The organism is Sphingomonas psychrolutea, assembly GCF_014636175.1.
In the GTDB taxonomy this organism is placed as follows: domain Bacteria; phylum Pseudomonadota; class Alphaproteobacteria; order Sphingomonadales; family Sphingomonadaceae; genus Sphingomonas; species Sphingomonas psychrolutea.
The window spans coordinates 34,033-48,817 of sequence record NZ_BMDW01000003.1 but is presented as its reverse complement, the minus strand read 5'-3'; the positions used below and the strand labels follow the sequence as shown (position 1 = coordinate 48,817).

Below are 14,785 nucleotides of genomic sequence, written 5' to 3'. Positions count from 1 at the left end.
GGCGCATTAGCGCGGGCGGGCCACCTTTTCGCGCTTCCCCGGCGAAGGCCGGGGCCCAGTGGTGGAGTGGCCGGTTTTGGGCAAGGCGCTCATGCATTGATGCCACCGCTACTGGGCCCCGGCCCTCACCGGGGAAGGATAGGGTGGCTGCGATCTGATAAAACTGTCGAAGCGGTAACCATTTCGTGCTTATGGCGACATCATGACACCGCGCATCGCCGTCCTGCTCCCCTGCTATAACGAAAGCACTGCCATTGCGCAGACCGTGGCCGGGTTCCGGGCGGCGCTGCCGGATGCGACGATCTACGTTTACGATAACAACAGCACTGACGACACCGTCGCGGTCGCACGCGCGACGGGTGCCGTCGTCCGGTCCGAACGGATGCAGGGCAAGGGCAACGTCGTGCGCCGCATGTTCGCCGATGTCGATGCCGATATCTATGTGATGGCCGACGGCGATGCGACCTATGACGCGAGCGCGGCGCCGGCGCTGGTCGCGCGGTTGCTCGACGAACAGCTCGACATGGTCGTCGGCAGCCGCGTGACGCAAGTCACCGCCGCCTATCGGCGCGGGCATGTGCTCGGCAATCGCGCGATGACCGGGCTGCTCGCGCAATTGTTCGGGCGCAGCTTCACCGATATCTTCTCGGGATATCGCGTCTTTTCGCGCCGCTTTGTCAAAAGCTTCCCGGTGCTGTCGTCGGGGTTCGAGATCGAGACCGAGATCAGCGTCCATGCGCTCGAACTCAAGATGCCAACCGGCGAGATCGAAACGCCCTATTTCGCGCGGCCCGAGGGGTCCGAATCGAAGCTCAGCACCTATCGCGATGGCTTCCGCATCGCGCGGACGATCGTGACGCTGTACCGAATCGAGCGGCCCTTGCTGTTTTTCGGGATCATCGCCGGCGCTTTGCTGGCTGTAGCGTTCGCGCTCGCGGTGCCGCTGATCGTTACCTATATGCATACGCACCTCGTGCCGCGCTTGCCGACTGCTGTGCTGGTGACTGGGCTGACGATCCTCGCGGCGCTCAATGTCTTCACCGGGCTGATCCTCGATACTGTGGTGCGCGGGCGGCGGGAGGTCCGGCGGCTCGCCTATCTCGGACACCGTGCGCCAGGCGGCGAGGAGCGTCGTGCTGATACCGGGGCTTGAACTCGCTTCCGCCAGCGCCGATGTAGGGCGCTCGGCATTCACGTCCTCTGGGGCATAAAGGACTTACAGGCTCATCATGCGCAATCCGTTCGACACTGGCGACTTCCTTGCACCCATCAATGACGGCCTCGTGCCGATCGTCATCGAGCAATCCAACCGCGGCGAGCGCAGCTTCGATATTTATTCGCGGCTGTTGCGTGAGCGGATCATCTTCGTGACCGGTGGGGTCGAGGACCATATGGCCTCGGTCATCTCGGCACAGTTGCTCTTCCTGGAATCGGAAAACCCCAAGAAGGATATCTTCATGTACATCAACTCGCCGGGCGGTGTCGTCACGGCGGGCATGGCGATCCATGACACGATGCAGTACATTCGTCCGCGCGTCGGCACGGTATGCATGGGGCAGGCCGCGTCGATGGGCAGCTTCCTGCTGGCCGCCGGCGAGCCGGGGATGCGCGTTGCGCTTACCAATGCCCGGATCATGATCCATCAGCCATCGGGCGGGGCGCAGGGCATGGCATCGGACATTCAGATCCAGGCCAAGGAAATCCAGCGGATCAAGAACCGCATGAACGATCTCTACGCGCAATATACCGGCAAGCCGCTGGAAGAGATTGAGCGGGCGATGGACCGTGATACCTTCCTCGAGGCGCATGAGGCGAAAGCGTTCGGCCTGGTCGACGAGGTGTTTGACAAGCGTCCGGCTCTGCCCGACGATACGAGCACGCCGCCTGCGCTGACCTCGGCGTAAACACTTTTTGGACATCGGGGCGCTAGGGTGCGTCCCGGTGTCGGTTCCGAACGGCGATTTTGGTGATTGTCGGACCGCGCGGGGGCGGTCTAGGATAGAGTCTCCGCATATGTGCGCCAGCCAGCGGCGCCAAGGATGGTTTGAATGACGAAGCTCAGCGGCGGTGACTCGAAGAGCACGCTTTATTGCTCCTTCTGCGGGAAATCGCAGCATGAGGTGCGCAAGCTCATTGCCGGGCCGACGGTGTTCATCTGCGATGAATGCGTCGAGCTGTGCAACGACATCATCCGCGAGGAAACGAAGTCAGCGCTGGTGTCCAAGAAGGACGGCGGCGTGCCGACACCGCAGGAAATCTGCGACGTGCTCGACGATTATGTGATCGGGCAGAAGCGCGCCAAGCGCGTCCTCTCGGTCGCTGTGCACAACCATTACAAGCGCCTCAACCACGGCCAGAAGGGCGCGGATGTCGAACTCGCCAAGTCGAACATCCTGCTCGTTGGACCGACCGGCTGCGGCAAAACCTTGCTCGCACAGACGCTCGCTCGCATCCTCGACGTGCCGTTCACCATGGCTGATGCGACGACGCTGACCGAAGCCGGCTATGTCGGCGAGGATGTCGAGAACATCATCCTCAAGCTGCTCCAGGCCTCTGACTATAACGTCGAGCGGGCGCAGCGCGGGATCGTCTATATCGACGAGATCGACAAGATCAGCCGCAAGGCCGAGAATCCCTCCATCACGCGCGACGTGTCGGGCGAGGGCGTGCAGCAGGCTTTGCTCAAGCTGATGGAAGGCACCACCGCGAGCGTTCCGCCGCAGGGCGGGCGCAAGCATCCGCAGCAGGAGTTTCTGCAGGTCGATACGACCAACATTCTGTTCATTTGCGGCGGGGCCTTCTCGGGCCTCGAAAAGATCATTGGCGATCGTTTGCAGGGCAAGTCGATCGGCTTCGGTGCCTATGTCGCCTCCCCTGAGGAACGTCGTACCGGCGAGACGCTCAAGGCGGTCGAACCGGAGGATCTGCTCAAATTCGGTCTCATCCCCGAATTCGTCGGTCGTCTGCCCGTGATCGCGACGCTCGAAGATCTCGACGTGCCCGCTTTGGTCACGATCCTGACCGAGCCGAAGAACGCTTTGGTTAAGCAGTATCAGAAGCTGTTCGACATGGAGGCGGTCAAGCTCGGCTTCACCGACGAGGCGCTCGTCTCGGTCGCGAAGAAGGCGATCGACCGCAAGACCGGCGCGCGCGGGCTCCGCTCGATCCTTGAGGGGATTTTGCTCGACACGATGTTTGATCTTCCCGGCATGGACTCGGTCGATGAAGTCATGATCGACAAGGACGTGATCGAAGGCCGTAAGGAACCGATCCGCGTCTATGCCAAGAAGGAAAAGACCGGCACCGGGGGGGCGTGAGCGATCCGGTCCGGGTTGCGGGCGATGCTGACCGGGCGCGGATCGTCGCGCTGTTGGCACGCGCCTTTGCCGACGATCCGGCGATGGTCTTCCTGTTTCCCGATGCGGCCGACCGGGCTGTACGGTTGCCCCGGCTGTTCGCTTTGCTGTTCGATGCCGACGCGTTGAGTGGCATGCGCATAGTGTCGCAAGGCGGCGAAGCAGCGACCTTATGGCGCGGTCCTGGTCAGGGGCAAACGGGGCTGATGCCGTTGCTGCGCCAAGCCTGGCCGCTGTGGCGCACCTTTGGGGCCGCAATGGGTCGGGGGTTGGCGGTGTCGCACGCGATCGACGCGCATATGCCAACGATCTCGCATTGGTATCTCCATATTGCGGGCTGTGATCCGGCGGCGCAGGGGAAGGGGCATGGCGGTGCCGCAATTCGATCAGGCCTGGCCCGAATCGCCGGCAGCCGATTACCCACCTATCTCGAGACGGCGACCGAGCGAAATCTGGGCCTTTACCGCGCGCTCGGCTTCGAAGTGATCGACACATGGGTCGTGCCGCGCGGGGGACCACGCTTTTGGTCGATGCTACGCACCTGACCGTCGCGTAAGACGAACAGATCGCCCGATCTTTACGATCTGTTAACCTTTCAGATTTACCAAATCTTGACGCGCGGCGACGCGTCTATCTGTCCATTCCCGTCAAGGAGCTGCCCGCGATGAATCACGGCTCGCTTTTGCTCGCCTCCGTCGCAATTTTGCTGTCCGGATGTGCCGTTAAGCAACACCGCCTTACGCCACTCCATCGAACGCCCAGCGTAACGTCGGAGGCCCCGATGGCGTGGGAGACGTTGGTTACGGCCGCCGATCGGGCACGGCTGGCCTCGCTCAACACTGTGTGGACCAAGGCCCGTGCTGCCGTTCCCGGTCGGTTGAGGGCAAAGCTCGCTCAGGAAGGGCCACTGGTTGATCCTGCGGCGGCGCTCGATTTGCCGAGCCTTCCGCCCGGGACATACTCCTGCCGGCTCGTCCGGCTCGGCGGTCGCGTCGGGTTTGCGACGTTCAAACCCGATTTTTGCACGGTCGACGGCACCGCCCGCAACCTTTCCCTTACCAAGCAAAGTGGGTCGGTCCTGCCTGGCGGATGGCTGTTTCCGGACAGCGATCGGCGGCAGATCTTTCTCGGAACGTTCCGTCCTGCGCATGTGAAGACCGCACCTGCCTATAGCGTCAACGCGGCACAGGATGTGGCTGGCATCGTCGAGCGCGTTGCCGCATTCCGCTGGCGGCTGGTGCTGACGCGCGCGGGCGGTGGTGCTGCGGTCGATATTTACGAGCTCGTGCCGGTTACGCCGCGCGTTCCCGGCTCATAAGATCCCCGGCACGAAGCGCTTCACGCGCGCAGCATAGGCGTCATAGTCGGGGAAGGTCGCGCGGAGCACCCTCTCCTCATGCCGCACGCGCATCCCCGTCCCGAGCGCGTAGAGGGGGGCCGCAATCAGCAAGTTGAGCGTATGACCGTACGCAATCGCCATCGCCAGCATGAAGCAGCCAAGCGCGACGTAGATCGGATTGCGGATCTGGGCGAACGGACCGGACTGGACAAGATTGCCGTCGGCCCGCGTGCGCGCAACCAATGCCCAGTTCTTGCCCATCGCGCGCGACGACGCGTCGAACAGCCATACGGCCGACAGCATCAGGGCAAGCACCGCCAAGCCTTCGATGACGGCCTTGCTCGTCGCCGAACCGAGCGACGCGTCGACCGGTCCGAACCCGGCGATGCCGATGCCGATTCCCTGCACGATGATCCACACAATCGAAGCGTTGCTGCGGGTGTTGTCCGCGCTTTTGGGTGCTTTGACGCCGCGCCGCCGCGCTAGCACCAGCGCGACGATAAAGGCGATGAAGCCGACTGCGAGGGCGGCGAGGCCCGGGAGACCGACCGGATCGTGCGGGAAATGCATGGCAGTGTCCTATCGTCGTTGTGTATTATCTCAATAAAACACGCGACGTCAATTCGCGACCTTGGCGCGGCGCGCCTCGGCATCGCGCCACGCCTGATACCGCTCGATCGCGACTGAACGCCGCAGCAGCTTGGCATCGGGGTCGATCACTATGTGCGCGCTTTTCGCCACCCAAAGGCGGCCGATCCCGCCGGTCATGGGCACGTGCACGACCCGCCCATCGCTTTGTACATCGACCGGCATCGGAAACGGGCGCCCGCCCGGCGCGTCCCAGCGGAGCGAGAGGCCGCGCGCCGTGCGCGTCTCGATGAGATCGGGCAACGCCGCGTGCCGCAGATACACGTCGAAGAACCAGCCATAATCCTTGCCCGTCACGCGCCGGACGATCCGCTCATATGCGTCGGTCGAGGTGTAGCGTGGCGTGAAATTACCGGGACGCGGGTCGATCCGCCCGTACACCGCAAGCCGCGTTACGCTCCGAAAAGCGCGATCCCCGATCAGGCCGCGCAAGGTATGGAGCATCCACGATCCCTTGTAATAAATGTCCTGACCCGGCCCGCCTTTCGCCAGCTCGTACACCTCTTCCTCGGTGCGCACCTTGCCCGAGATGACCGGGCGCAGATTAGCGATGCTCTTGCGCTGCTCGGCCAGCATCGTGGCGTAGCGCGCATTGCCCTCGCGCCAGCGGCCGTAGAGCGGCTGCATGTAGCTGGCATAGCCTTCGTGCAGCCAGTAATCGTCCCAATTCGCCACCGTCATCTGATTGCCGAAATATTCGTGCGCGAATTCGTGGTGGAACAGCCAGTCGAACCCTTCGGGTGCCTTGGCATAGCCGTTGCCGTAAGCGTTGATGGTTTGGTGTTCCATGCCCTTGTGCGGCGTTTCGACCACGCCGAGTTTTTCATCGCTGAACGGGTAGGGGCCGATCTCGCTTTCGAAAAAATCGAGCGTCGGGGCGAATTCAGCGAATAGCCCGCGCGCTTTCTCCTCTTCTCCCGGCAGATACCAATAAAAGAGCGGGATCGTGTTGCCGTAGCGGCTCTTATAGCTGCCCGAAACTTGCTCATACGGCCCGACCGTCAACGCGATGCCATAGGTGTTGGGCTGCTTCACGCGCCAGTTCCAGGTCGTGCGCCCGTCGCTCAATTCCTCGACCCCGAGCAATATGCCGTTGGAGGGTGCCTTCAGCCCCTTTGGCACCGTGATGTGGAGTGTGACCACCCCCGGTTCCCCGGTCGGGAAATCGAGGCACGGCCAGAACAGGTCGCAACCCGAACCCTCCGCCGTCGTCGCGAACCAGGGTTCGCCCGTCGGCGTCTTGGCCCACACCATCCCGTCATCCCACGGTGCCTTCACCGCGACATGCGGCTGCCCGCCGTAAATGATGCGCGCCGTGACCTTGCCACCGGTGGGGACGGCGCGGGGCAAAGTGACCGACAGCTTGCCCTCCGGGTTGCTCCACGCGGTCGATGCCAGCGTGACCCCGTCGATGGTAATGGCATCGACCGGTAAATTGCGGTCGAGATCGACGACCAGCCGGTCCAGCAGCGCTTTGGCGGTAAAGGACAGCGTCGCGATGCCGCGCAGCGTTTGCGTTTCGGGCAGGACCTCGAACGCGAGATCGGCCGAATCAAAGCGCAGCCTGGCTTGATCGGGGTCGATCGGCCCGCCCGATTTCTGCGTTTGTGCGGTGATCGGCGGCTCGCCCTTTTTAGGCAAGCTCGCGCCGGTCATGCCCAAACAAAGCAGCGCGAAGGCGATCCGGTGCAGTGTCATGCCGCGTCGAGATCCACCGAGAAATCGCGGATCGTCAGGCGCGACAGCGGCCGCCCGTCCTGCACGATCGTGATGACGCGTGGGAAGCGTACCCCGTTGGAGGAGACCGAACCGGCGAGGCTGAAATGCTGGCGCAGCGAGCGCCCTTCGTGGTCGGGCGTTCCGATGCGATAGTCGGCCGCGGCGATCCGCCCGTCGCGCGCGAGGGTCAGCGCGATCGGCGGATACCCCTCACGTGCCGCGTTGAGCCGCGTCGCGCTCGCCGCGCTGACAAAGGCGGGGGCGAGCAGCAGATACGCATAGGCGCCGAATTGCTGCCGCTCGAACCGCGCCTGCTCAGGCGCTAGCGCGGTCTGCGCGCCCTCATGCACCAGGAAAGCACTGTCGCGCTCGACCATGACCGTGCGAATCGTGCTGCGTCCCTCACTTTCGAGCCAAGTGTCGGATCGCCCCCGGACGAACGGTTCGATGCGCGTCTCCACGTTCAGATCGACTGGAACCTTGCCCAGCATCATCCGCGCGGTGCCGCGCCACGCCACCGCTAGAACCCGCCGCAAGACGGCCTCACCACCGGCCGCCGTCAGCGCGCGCGACACCGCATCGGGACGCGACCACGCCGCTGTCGGCGCTGCCGCGCATGCAATCATTGCACCCAAAACCGTTCGGCGATTGATGGAATGGCAATCCGCCCCATATAAGACATCATAGGCGCGTGGCTGGCGCCGCCCCGGAGTATGCATGACCCAAGTTTCTTCCACCCCGTTTTACCCTGTTCTGCCGTTGCGCGACATCGTCGTCTTCCCGGCGATGATCGTGCCGCTGTTCGTCGGCCGCGACAAGTCGGTCGCTGCTTTGGAAGCGGCAATGGCCGCCGACAAGGAGATTTTCCTCGTCGCGCAGGTCGATCCGGCCGAGGATGACCCCGACCGCGACGATCTGTACGAGGTCGGCGTTACGGCGGTCGTGTTGCAATTGTTGAAGCTGCCCGACGGCACGGTGCGCGTGCTGGTCGAAGGCAAGCGCCGCGCGGCACTGACGTCGCTCGCCGCCGTCGATGGCTATCTCTCCGCCGAGGTCGAGATGCTCGACGGTGAAGCGGGGGCTGATGCGCTCGAAGTCGCCAGCACCGAGGTCTCGGCGTTGATGCGCTCGGTGATCGATCAGTTCGAGAATTACGCGAAACTCAACCGCAAGCTGCCGTCGGAGACGGCGGTGCAGTTGGCCGAGATCGAGGATCCCTCGAAGCTCGCCGATGCGGTTGCCGCCAATATCCAGGTCAAGGTGAGCGACAAGCAGGCATTGCTGATCGAGCGCGATCCGGCCAAGCGGCTGGAGATGGTGTTCGCCTTCATGGAGGGCGAGCTCGGCGTGTTGCAGGTCGAAAAGAAGATCAAGTCGCGGGTCAAGCGGCAAATGGAGAAGACCCAGCGCGAATATTATCTCAACGAGCAGTTGAAGGCGATCCAGCGCGAACTCGGCAATGAAGGCGATGAGGGCGAGGGCGACGAGATCGCCGAACTGACCCAGAAAATCGCCACACTGAAGCTGTCGAAGGAAGCGCGGACCAAGGCGACCGCAGAGCTCAAGAAGCTCAAGACGATGGCGCCGATGAGCGCCGAGGCAACCGTTGTGCGCAATTATCTCGACGTGCTGCTGGGGCTTCCTTGGGGCAAGAAATCGAAGGTTCGCAAGGACATTTCGGCGGCGCAAGCGGTGCTCGACGAGGATCATTATGCGCTCGAAAAGGTCAAGGACCGGATCATCGAATATCTCGCGGTACAGGCGCGCACCAACAAGCTGAAGGGGCCGATTCTGTGCCTCGTCGGCCCGCCGGGTGTCGGCAAGACTTCGCTCGGCAAGTCGATCGCCAAGGCGACCGGGCGCGAGTTCATCCGCCAATCGCTGGGTGGCGTGCGCGACGAAGCCGAGATTCGCGGGCATCGCCGCACTTATATCGGCTCGCTGCCGGGCAAGATCGTGACCAACCTCAAAAAGGCCGGCACCAGCAATCCGCTGTTCCTGCTCGACGAGATCGACAAGCTTGGGCAGGATTTCCGCGGCGATCCGGCATCGGCATTGCTCGAGGTGCTCGATCCGGAGCAGAATGCCAAGTTCCAGGACCATTATCTCGAGATCGATGTCGATCTATCGGACATCATGTTCGTCACCACCGCGAACACGCTCAACTTGCCCCAGGCACTCCTCGATCGGATGGAGATTATCCGGCTCGAAGGCTATACCGAGGACGAGAAGGTTCAGATCGCCGAGCGGCATCTGATCGCCAAGCAAATCGAGGCGCACGGGTTGAAGGATGGTGAGTTCACGCTCACGACCGAGGGTCTGCGCGCGCTGATCCAATATTACACGCGTGAGGCCGGGGTGCGCACCCTCGAGCGCGAGATTGCGCGGCTGGCGCGCAAGGCGCTGCGCCAGATTCTTGAGGGCAAGACCAAGAGCGTTACCGTGACGCCCGACAATCTGTCTGATTTTGCCGGCGTGAAGAAGTATCGGCACGGCCTTGGCGAGGAAGAGAATCAGATCGGCGCCGTCACCGGACTCGCCTGGACCGAAGTCGGCGGCGAGTTGCTGACGATCGAAAGTGTGACCGTGCCCGGACGCGGCCAGGCCAAGATCACCGGCAAGCTCGGCGACGTCATGAAGGAATCGATCGAGACCGCGTTCAGCTTCATCAAGGCGCGCTCGCCATCCTATGGCATCAAGCCGAGTATTTTCGCGCGCAAGGACATCCACATCCATTTGCCCGAAGGTGCGGTGCCGAAGGACGGTCCGTCGGCGGGTATCGGTATCGTCACCGCGATCGTCTCGACGTTGACCGGCGTTCCGGTGCGGCGCGACATCGCGATGACCGGCGAGGTAACCCTGCGTGGCCGTGTCTTGCCGATCGGCGGGTTGAAGGAAAAGCTGCTCGCGGCGTTGCGGGGTGGCATTACCACCGTGCTGATCCCGCAGGAGAATGAGAAGGATTTGGCGGAGATTCCGGCCAACATCCTTGACGGTCTGACGATCATCCCGGTCGCGCATGTCGATGAAGTGTTGCGACTCGCGCTGACCGCGCCGCTCGAACCGATCGATTGGACCGAAGCCGATGATCTCGCCGCACAACCTCCCGCGGGCGTTCCGGCAATCGGCGGTGAACTGCATCATTGATGCGTTAGCCGCCCAAATTGCCATATTTGCGCGGGGGTTGACGCTTTTGCTTTGACAGCCCCGGCGCGACCCGTCTTACTGGACCACTGGCTTCGCGCCGGGAATCATTTGAATATTTGTAACGGGGGGCTGGTGGCCATGAACAAACAAGAGTTGATTGCGACTGTGGCGGACACGTCGGGTCTTACCAAGGGCGACGCGAGCAAGGCAGTCGAGGCGGTGTTCGACGCGGTATCGGTCGCGCTGAAACGGGGCGATGAAGTTCGCCTGGTCGGCTTCGGAACGTTTTCGGTGAGCAAGCGGAAGGCCTCGACGGGCCGCAATCCGCGTACCGGTGAGCCCATGACGATCAAGGCATCCTCGCAGCCAAAGTTCAAGGCCGGCAAGGGCTTGAAGGATTCTGTGAACTGATCGCAAGGATTTGACCCGTTCGGCGGGGATGTCATCAATGCTGCAACGGGTGCGGCGTTCGACTCCTCGCCGTGGTTCCTGGTCCCGATCGATTTGGCGACCAAGCTGTGGGTATTGGCACATGAAGGTGGCGCACGCTGCCTCGTTTGCCGATGAATTCCACCGAAAAACCCACACGGTGCCATCCGGCCTGCTGAAACGCGCGAAGCGACGCCCGGTGGTTCCACCAAATAAACGCGATTGCCCGCGTGAAATGCACCGACAGCATCGCTGGGGTCGCGTTGGAAATGAGGACAGCGGCGTAGCCGTGGCCTTGCGCTGGTTCATCGGTCACGATGTTGAGTAGCGCGACCTCATCCGCACGAAGCGGCCAAATCGTTGCATTCTCATAGCGCGCGAGATCCACGAAATGTGCCACGCAAAGCGGGATGCCGTCTTGCGCCAGCACATATCCCTCCGCCCCCATCCGATCATAGCCGAGCGCTTTCCGGAATTGCGGGTCGTTCGATGTGGCGATGTGCATCAACCCGACGTCGTTGAGCCGCGCAAATTCGAGAGTATCGGGGAGCGGAAGGACAGCATCGGCGCCAGTCGAAGCATAAATCCAGTTGAGCCGGTAGTCATGCACCATATGGCGGACGAGCCGCTTTGCGAGCTTTGGTATCGACAGGCTCATCGCGCGCGTGACCATTGGCGCTCGTAGCGCACCGTCGCCGCTGCCTGTTCGATGACGCGTCCAATCATCCGTACCGGATTGGCCGGCAAGCGCGACGACTTCGGATGCAACGGCGCTGCAATCGCCGGATCAAGGTCGCCGAAGCCGACGCTGCGCAAATCTGGATTGCGCGCGATTTCCCGGCACATCGCCGTAAACCGCGCCATCACGGCACGATTCGGTCGACGGCGATCGCGCGACAGCATTTCGAAGCTGTGGCTGACGATGACGAACGCCGCTTGCCGATGCTGTGCTGCGTGGCGCAGCGCATCGATCATCTCCCACCGCGACAACGCGCAGACCTGCGCCGGTCGGACCAAGCCGGACGACGCCGAGATTCCGGAAACCGGCACCTCCACGACACCGTGCCGCCAGACAGGAGCATGGTCATTGGCGGTAAGCCCGATCCGGCACGCCGCACCTAAATACGATGCGTTGAAACTGCTATCCCACGCGATGCCCAAGTCCGACAACGCAATCAGGGTTCGGTCGTCTGCTCCATAATTGCCGGCCCGAAACGCGATCGGGCGCGGGACCGCGGCTTGCTCGAGCAGATCGCGTGCGAGCCCGAGCAGGGTGGATTGATCGGCAAGATCGAAGTCGCCGATATTCTGACCGCGCCGCTTACCCACTGGCGCGCTTTTCGCCCATGCCAGCCACTCGGTATGGACATGGAGCTGAACCTCGTGGCGTCGCGCCACAATCGGGCCGATCATGTCTGCAAGAATCTCCGGTCCATAGACCAGCGCCGGCATTGGATCGACGAAGAACACGCCCTTCAAGCCATGCGCCTCCAGTTGATCCATTTGCCAACCGATTCCGACCGTCCCGCCAGGCACGACACCAAGGATCGAATTGTCGATATTCTCGCGTGCCGACATTCCTCGCTGATGGAGGCCTGCGGAGAGTTCGGTGTCGATCGTGATGAGGACGTCAGTCATGGGCGCTGCAGCGTGGCATCAGGTCTCCGCCTATCGCACGCCCGCGTTAAGATCGGGGTAACGGGCAGCCAACGTTTGACGTCGCCGCGTTGCGCACTAACCATGGCGCTATGAACATTTTCGCACCTTCCCGTCGCGCGACCCTTGCCGGTCTTGCCGCCAGCGCCGCATTTGCGGTTGCACCCCAGCGTACCGTGGCGGCCGCACCGACTGCCGCCGCGTTGCTCGATCGCCTCGCCTGGCAATTGCTCGAACTGCAACCGGCCGAGGCCACCCGGCTTGGCGTCGATACCGGGCATCATGCCGCATTGCGCAGTCGCCTCGATGATCGCTCGCCAGCGGGCGTCGAGAAGAGCCAAGCATTCCTGTCGCAGTCGCTGGTTGCGCTCGGGCGCGTTTCGCGTGCCGGGCTCGATCCCGCCACGCTGACCAGCCTCGCGGTGGCCGAGAGTGCGTTTCGCACCGCGCTTGACGGCATGAAGCTGCCCTATGGCGTCGCGACGATCGGCAATTGGCGTAACACGCCTTACACCGTGATCCAGAACGTGGGGGCATGGCTCGACGTGCCGCAACTGCTCGATGGCGATCAGCCGGTGCGCGATGCGGCCGATTGTGCTGCCTATCTCGCGCGACTGTCCGCGACGGCGGCGCAACTCGATGGCGAGACGGTGCGGGGGCGGATCGCGCGCGGGCAGGGACTCGTGCCGCCCGCCTTCCTGCTCGACAAGACGATCGTCGGGGTCACCCGGACCGTGCGCGAAGCGATGACCCCCGATGGACCGCTGATCGGTCCGCTGGCGCGCAAATCGGGCACAATCCCGGGGCCGTGGGTCGATCGCGCGGTCAAGATCGTGCAGGAATCGGTCGTGCCGGCGCTTGAGCGTCAGCTTGTCGAGCTTCAGGCACAGCGCGCGCTGGCAACCGATGCCGCGGGGCTCGGCGCGCGGCCATTTGGCGATGAATGGTATGCGTGGGGGTTGCGCGCGAGCACGACGACACAGCGGACTCCGGCCGAAATCCACGCGCTGGGCGTCGCGCAACTGATCGACCTGCACGCACGGATGGATGTCATCCTCAGGGGTTTCGGGCTGACCCAGGGCACGATTGCTGAGCGCGCGACGGCGTTGCAGCGCCGACCCGAAATGGTCTTCCCCAATGACGATGCAGGACGGCGGCAGATCGTCGCGTATATGCAAGGCAAGATCGACGCGATCCGCCCACGCCTTTCCGCTGCGTTCCGGCGGACGACGCCCGGCGTTCTCGAAATCCGCCGTATGCCGTTGGCGCAGGAGCCGGGTGCCCCTGCCGCTTATGGCGGACCGGGATCGCTCGACGGGTCGATCCCGGGGCGGATCTGGGTCAATCTCGGCGATCCTTCGATTCACAACAAGGTGACGATCCCCGATCTGGTGTTCCATGAGGGCATTCCCGGCCATGTCTGGCAAGGCGAATATGCGCAGAAATTGCCGCTGCTGCGATCAATCCTCGCGTTCAACGCGTACTCCGAAGGGTGGGCGCTGTATGCCGAGCAACTGGCCGACGAATTGGGCATGTATGACGATGATCCGGCGGGTCGGCTTGGCTATCTCATGGGCTTGTCATGGCGCGCGGTACGCCTCGTGGTCGATACCGGGATCCACGCGATGGGGTGGACGCGCGCGCGTGCGCTGGCGGAGTTCGTCGCGGCGACGGGGCTGCCGCTCAGCAATGCGGCGAGCGAGGTCGATCGCTATTGCGCCTGGCCGGGGCAAGCGTGCGGCTACAAATTGGGGCAGACCGAGATCGTCGCGCAGCGCGACCGCGCCAAGGTCGCGCTCGGCACGCGGTTCGATGTGCGCGATTTCAACCAAGCAGTGGTCGAGGGGGGTAATGTGCCGCTCGATGTGCTGGGCGGCAACATCACGCGCTACATCGCCGGGGCGCGCGCCTAGCGGACGCCGCAATCTCGCGCGATGCGGTCGATTTCGGCCAGGATGATGGCGCGCGCTTGCTCGACCGGGAGCTTCTGGTCGCCGCGCAGGCGCTGCCACACGTCGAAGCTGAGCAGCAGGTCGATCGTCTCGACCATGCTCGCTTGCGCCCGAAGCTCTGCGGGCAGCACCGATTCCAGCCGCGCGCGCATCAGTGCCAGCACGCGATCATGCTCGGCCTGGATCGCGGGCGACATGTGGCGGTGCGCGTCGGCGGCGCGCTTGAACGGTAGCAAGGTTTCGTAGGTGGCGATCCGGCGTTCGGCACCCTCGCGTAGTCGGCCCCGCCAATCCTCCGCAGCGAAAGGATGGACGCCGAGATCGTAGTGCCGCGACAATTCAGTCGTCATCGCGGCGTAGAGCGTCTCCATATCGGCAAAGTGCCGGAACACCGTGCGCAGCCCGACCGCCGCCTGCGCCGCGACCAAATCGGCGCTTGGCGTGATATGGCCTTCCTCGACCAGCGCGAGCATCGCCGCGACGATCCGGTCGCGGCTGGTCTGAGCGCGTTTGCGGCGCCCGTCGGTTTCACCCATCGC

General features: G+C 63.4%; 14 protein-coding genes. 8 read left to right on the top strand and 6 right to left on the bottom strand.

The genetic code is table 11. The features are described 5' to 3' along the window. Window positions 1-202: 202 nt before the first annotated feature. From IEV62_RS03005 to IEV62_RS02985, 5 genes are all read left to right on the top strand, one after another. Window positions 203-1,153 carry a glycosyltransferase family 2 protein gene (locus tag IEV62_RS03005; RefSeq protein ID WP_188445389.1) on the top strand — a complete coding sequence of 317 codons (951 nt, stop codon included), beginning with the start codon at window positions 203-205 and terminating at the stop codon, window positions 1,151-1,153. 76 nt (window positions 1,154-1,229) lie between these two features. Continuing rightward, a complete protein-coding gene (locus tag IEV62_RS03000; protein ID WP_188445388.1) occupies window positions 1,230-1,904 on the top strand; it encodes an ATP-dependent Clp protease proteolytic subunit in 675 nt (224 codons plus the stop codon). A gap of 144 nt (window positions 1,905-2,048) precedes the next feature. After that, entirely contained in the window at window positions 2,049-3,317 is a 1,269-nt protein-coding gene (gene clpX, locus IEV62_RS02995; RefSeq protein WP_188445387.1) for an ATP-dependent Clp protease ATP-binding subunit ClpX, read from the top strand. Next, complete coding sequence (locus IEV62_RS02990; protein WP_188445386.1) at window positions 3,314-3,901, top strand: GNAT family N-acetyltransferase; 588 nt, start codon at window positions 3,314-3,316, stop codon at window positions 3,899-3,901. The genes clpX and IEV62_RS02990 overlap by 4 nt, the downstream gene beginning before the upstream one ends. A 236-nt stretch (window positions 3,902-4,137) precedes the next feature. Next, entirely contained in the window at window positions 4,138-4,674 is a 537-nt protein-coding gene (locus tag IEV62_RS02985) for a DUF4893 domain-containing protein (protein WP_229732793.1), read from the top strand. Here IEV62_RS02985 and IEV62_RS02980 read toward each other — a convergent pair. The 3 genes from IEV62_RS02980 to IEV62_RS02970 are packed head-to-tail and all read right to left on the bottom strand — an operon-like array spanning window position 4,669 to window position 7,688. Continuing rightward, window positions 4,669-5,265, bottom strand: a complete 597-nt coding sequence (locus IEV62_RS02980; protein WP_188445384.1) for a methyltransferase family protein — start codon at window positions 5,263-5,265, stop codon at window positions 4,669-4,671. The two genes, IEV62_RS02985 and IEV62_RS02980, sit on opposite strands and share 6 nt — an antisense overlap. Window positions 5,266-5,313: 48 nt before the next feature. Continuing rightward, a complete protein-coding gene (locus IEV62_RS02975; RefSeq protein ID WP_188445383.1) occupies window positions 5,314-7,041 on the bottom strand; it encodes a M1 family metallopeptidase in 1,728 nt (575 codons plus the stop codon). Then, a complete protein-coding gene (locus IEV62_RS02970; RefSeq protein WP_188445382.1) occupies window positions 7,038-7,688 on the bottom strand; it encodes a hypothetical protein in 651 nt (216 codons plus the stop codon). Before IEV62_RS02970 ends, IEV62_RS02975 begins: the two co-directional genes overlap by 4 nt. Before the next feature lie 91 nt (window positions 7,689-7,779). Here IEV62_RS02970 and lon point away from each other — a divergent pair, with 91 nt between their 5' ends. Together lon and IEV62_RS02960 are read left to right on the top strand one after the other, a co-directional pair. Beyond that, a complete protein-coding gene (lon, locus tag IEV62_RS02965; protein WP_188445381.1) occupies window positions 7,780-10,209 on the top strand; it encodes an endopeptidase La in 2,430 nt (809 codons plus the stop codon). Window positions 10,210-10,347: 138 nt separating this feature from the next. Continuing rightward, complete coding sequence (locus IEV62_RS02960; RefSeq protein WP_188445598.1) at window positions 10,348-10,620, top strand: HU family DNA-binding protein; 273 nt, start codon at window positions 10,348-10,350, stop codon at window positions 10,618-10,620. A 34-nt stretch (window positions 10,621-10,654) separates the two neighbouring features. Here the strand turns inward: IEV62_RS02960 and IEV62_RS02955 are convergent, their stop codons facing one another. Next, window positions 10,655-11,146 (bottom strand): hypothetical protein, encoded by a 492-nt coding sequence (locus IEV62_RS02955; RefSeq protein WP_188445380.1) that lies wholly within the window; start codon window positions 11,144-11,146, stop codon window positions 10,655-10,657. A 146-nt stretch (window positions 11,147-11,292) separates the two neighbouring features. Continuing rightward, window positions 11,293-12,276: a polysaccharide deacetylase family protein gene (locus IEV62_RS02950; protein ID WP_188445379.1), complete on the bottom strand. Its 984-nt coding sequence runs from the start codon at window positions 12,274-12,276 to the stop codon at window positions 11,293-11,295. A 110-nt stretch (window positions 12,277-12,386) separates the two neighbouring features. On the opposite strand from IEV62_RS02950, the gene IEV62_RS02945 reads away from it, so the two are divergent. Next, on the top strand, window positions 12,387-14,207 hold the full coding sequence (locus IEV62_RS02945; protein WP_188445378.1) for a DUF885 domain-containing protein: 1,821 nt from the start codon (window positions 12,387-12,389) through the stop codon (window positions 14,205-14,207). Here IEV62_RS02945 and IEV62_RS02940 read toward each other — a convergent pair. Beyond that, entirely contained in the window at window positions 14,204-14,782 is a 579-nt protein-coding gene (locus IEV62_RS02940) for a TetR/AcrR family transcriptional regulator (RefSeq protein ID WP_188445377.1), read from the bottom strand. The genes IEV62_RS02945 and IEV62_RS02940 overlap by 4 nt on opposite strands. Window positions 14,783-14,785 lie beyond the last annotated feature (3 nt).

What these genes read in the sequence shown, in the direction of transcription:
- IEV62_RS03005 (WP_188445389.1), top strand. Translation starts at nt 203, where the DNA reads ATGACACCGCGCATCGCCGTCCTGCTCCCCTGCTATAACGAAAGCACT.
- IEV62_RS03000 (WP_188445388.1), top strand. Translation starts at nt 1,230, where the DNA reads ATGCGCAATCCGTTCGACACTGGCGACTTCCTTGCACCCATCAATGAC.
- clpX (WP_188445387.1), top strand. Translation starts at nt 2,049, where the DNA reads ATGACGAAGCTCAGCGGCGGTGACTCGAAGAGCACGCTTTATTGCTCC.
- IEV62_RS02985 (WP_229732793.1), top strand. Translation starts at nt 4,138, where the DNA reads ATGGCGTGGGAGACGTTGGTTACGGCCGCCGATCGGGCACGGCTGGCC.
- IEV62_RS02980 (WP_188445384.1), bottom strand. Translation starts at nt 5,265, where the DNA reads ATGCATTTCCCGCACGATCCGGTCGGTCTCCCGGGCCTCGCCGCCCTC.
- IEV62_RS02975 (WP_188445383.1), bottom strand. Translation starts at nt 7,041, where the DNA reads ATGACACTGCACCGGATCGCCTTCGCGCTGCTTTGTTTGGGCATGACC.
- IEV62_RS02970 (WP_188445382.1), bottom strand. Translation starts at nt 7,688, where the DNA reads ATGATTGCATGCGCGGCAGCGCCGACAGCGGCGTGGTCGCGTCCCGAT.
- lon (WP_188445381.1), top strand. Translation starts at nt 7,780, where the DNA reads ATGACCCAAGTTTCTTCCACCCCGTTTTACCCTGTTCTGCCGTTGCGC.
- IEV62_RS02960 (WP_188445598.1), top strand. Translation starts at nt 10,348, where the DNA reads ATGAACAAACAAGAGTTGATTGCGACTGTGGCGGACACGTCGGGTCTT.
- IEV62_RS02950 (WP_188445379.1), bottom strand. Translation starts at nt 12,276, where the DNA reads ATGACTGACGTCCTCATCACGATCGACACCGAACTCTCCGCAGGCCTC.
- IEV62_RS02945 (WP_188445378.1), top strand. Translation starts at nt 12,387, where the DNA reads ATGAACATTTTCGCACCTTCCCGTCGCGCGACCCTTGCCGGTCTTGCC.
- IEV62_RS02940 (WP_188445377.1), bottom strand. Translation starts at nt 14,782, where the DNA reads ATGGGTGAAACCGACGGGCGCCGCAAACGCGCTCAGACCAGCCGCGAC.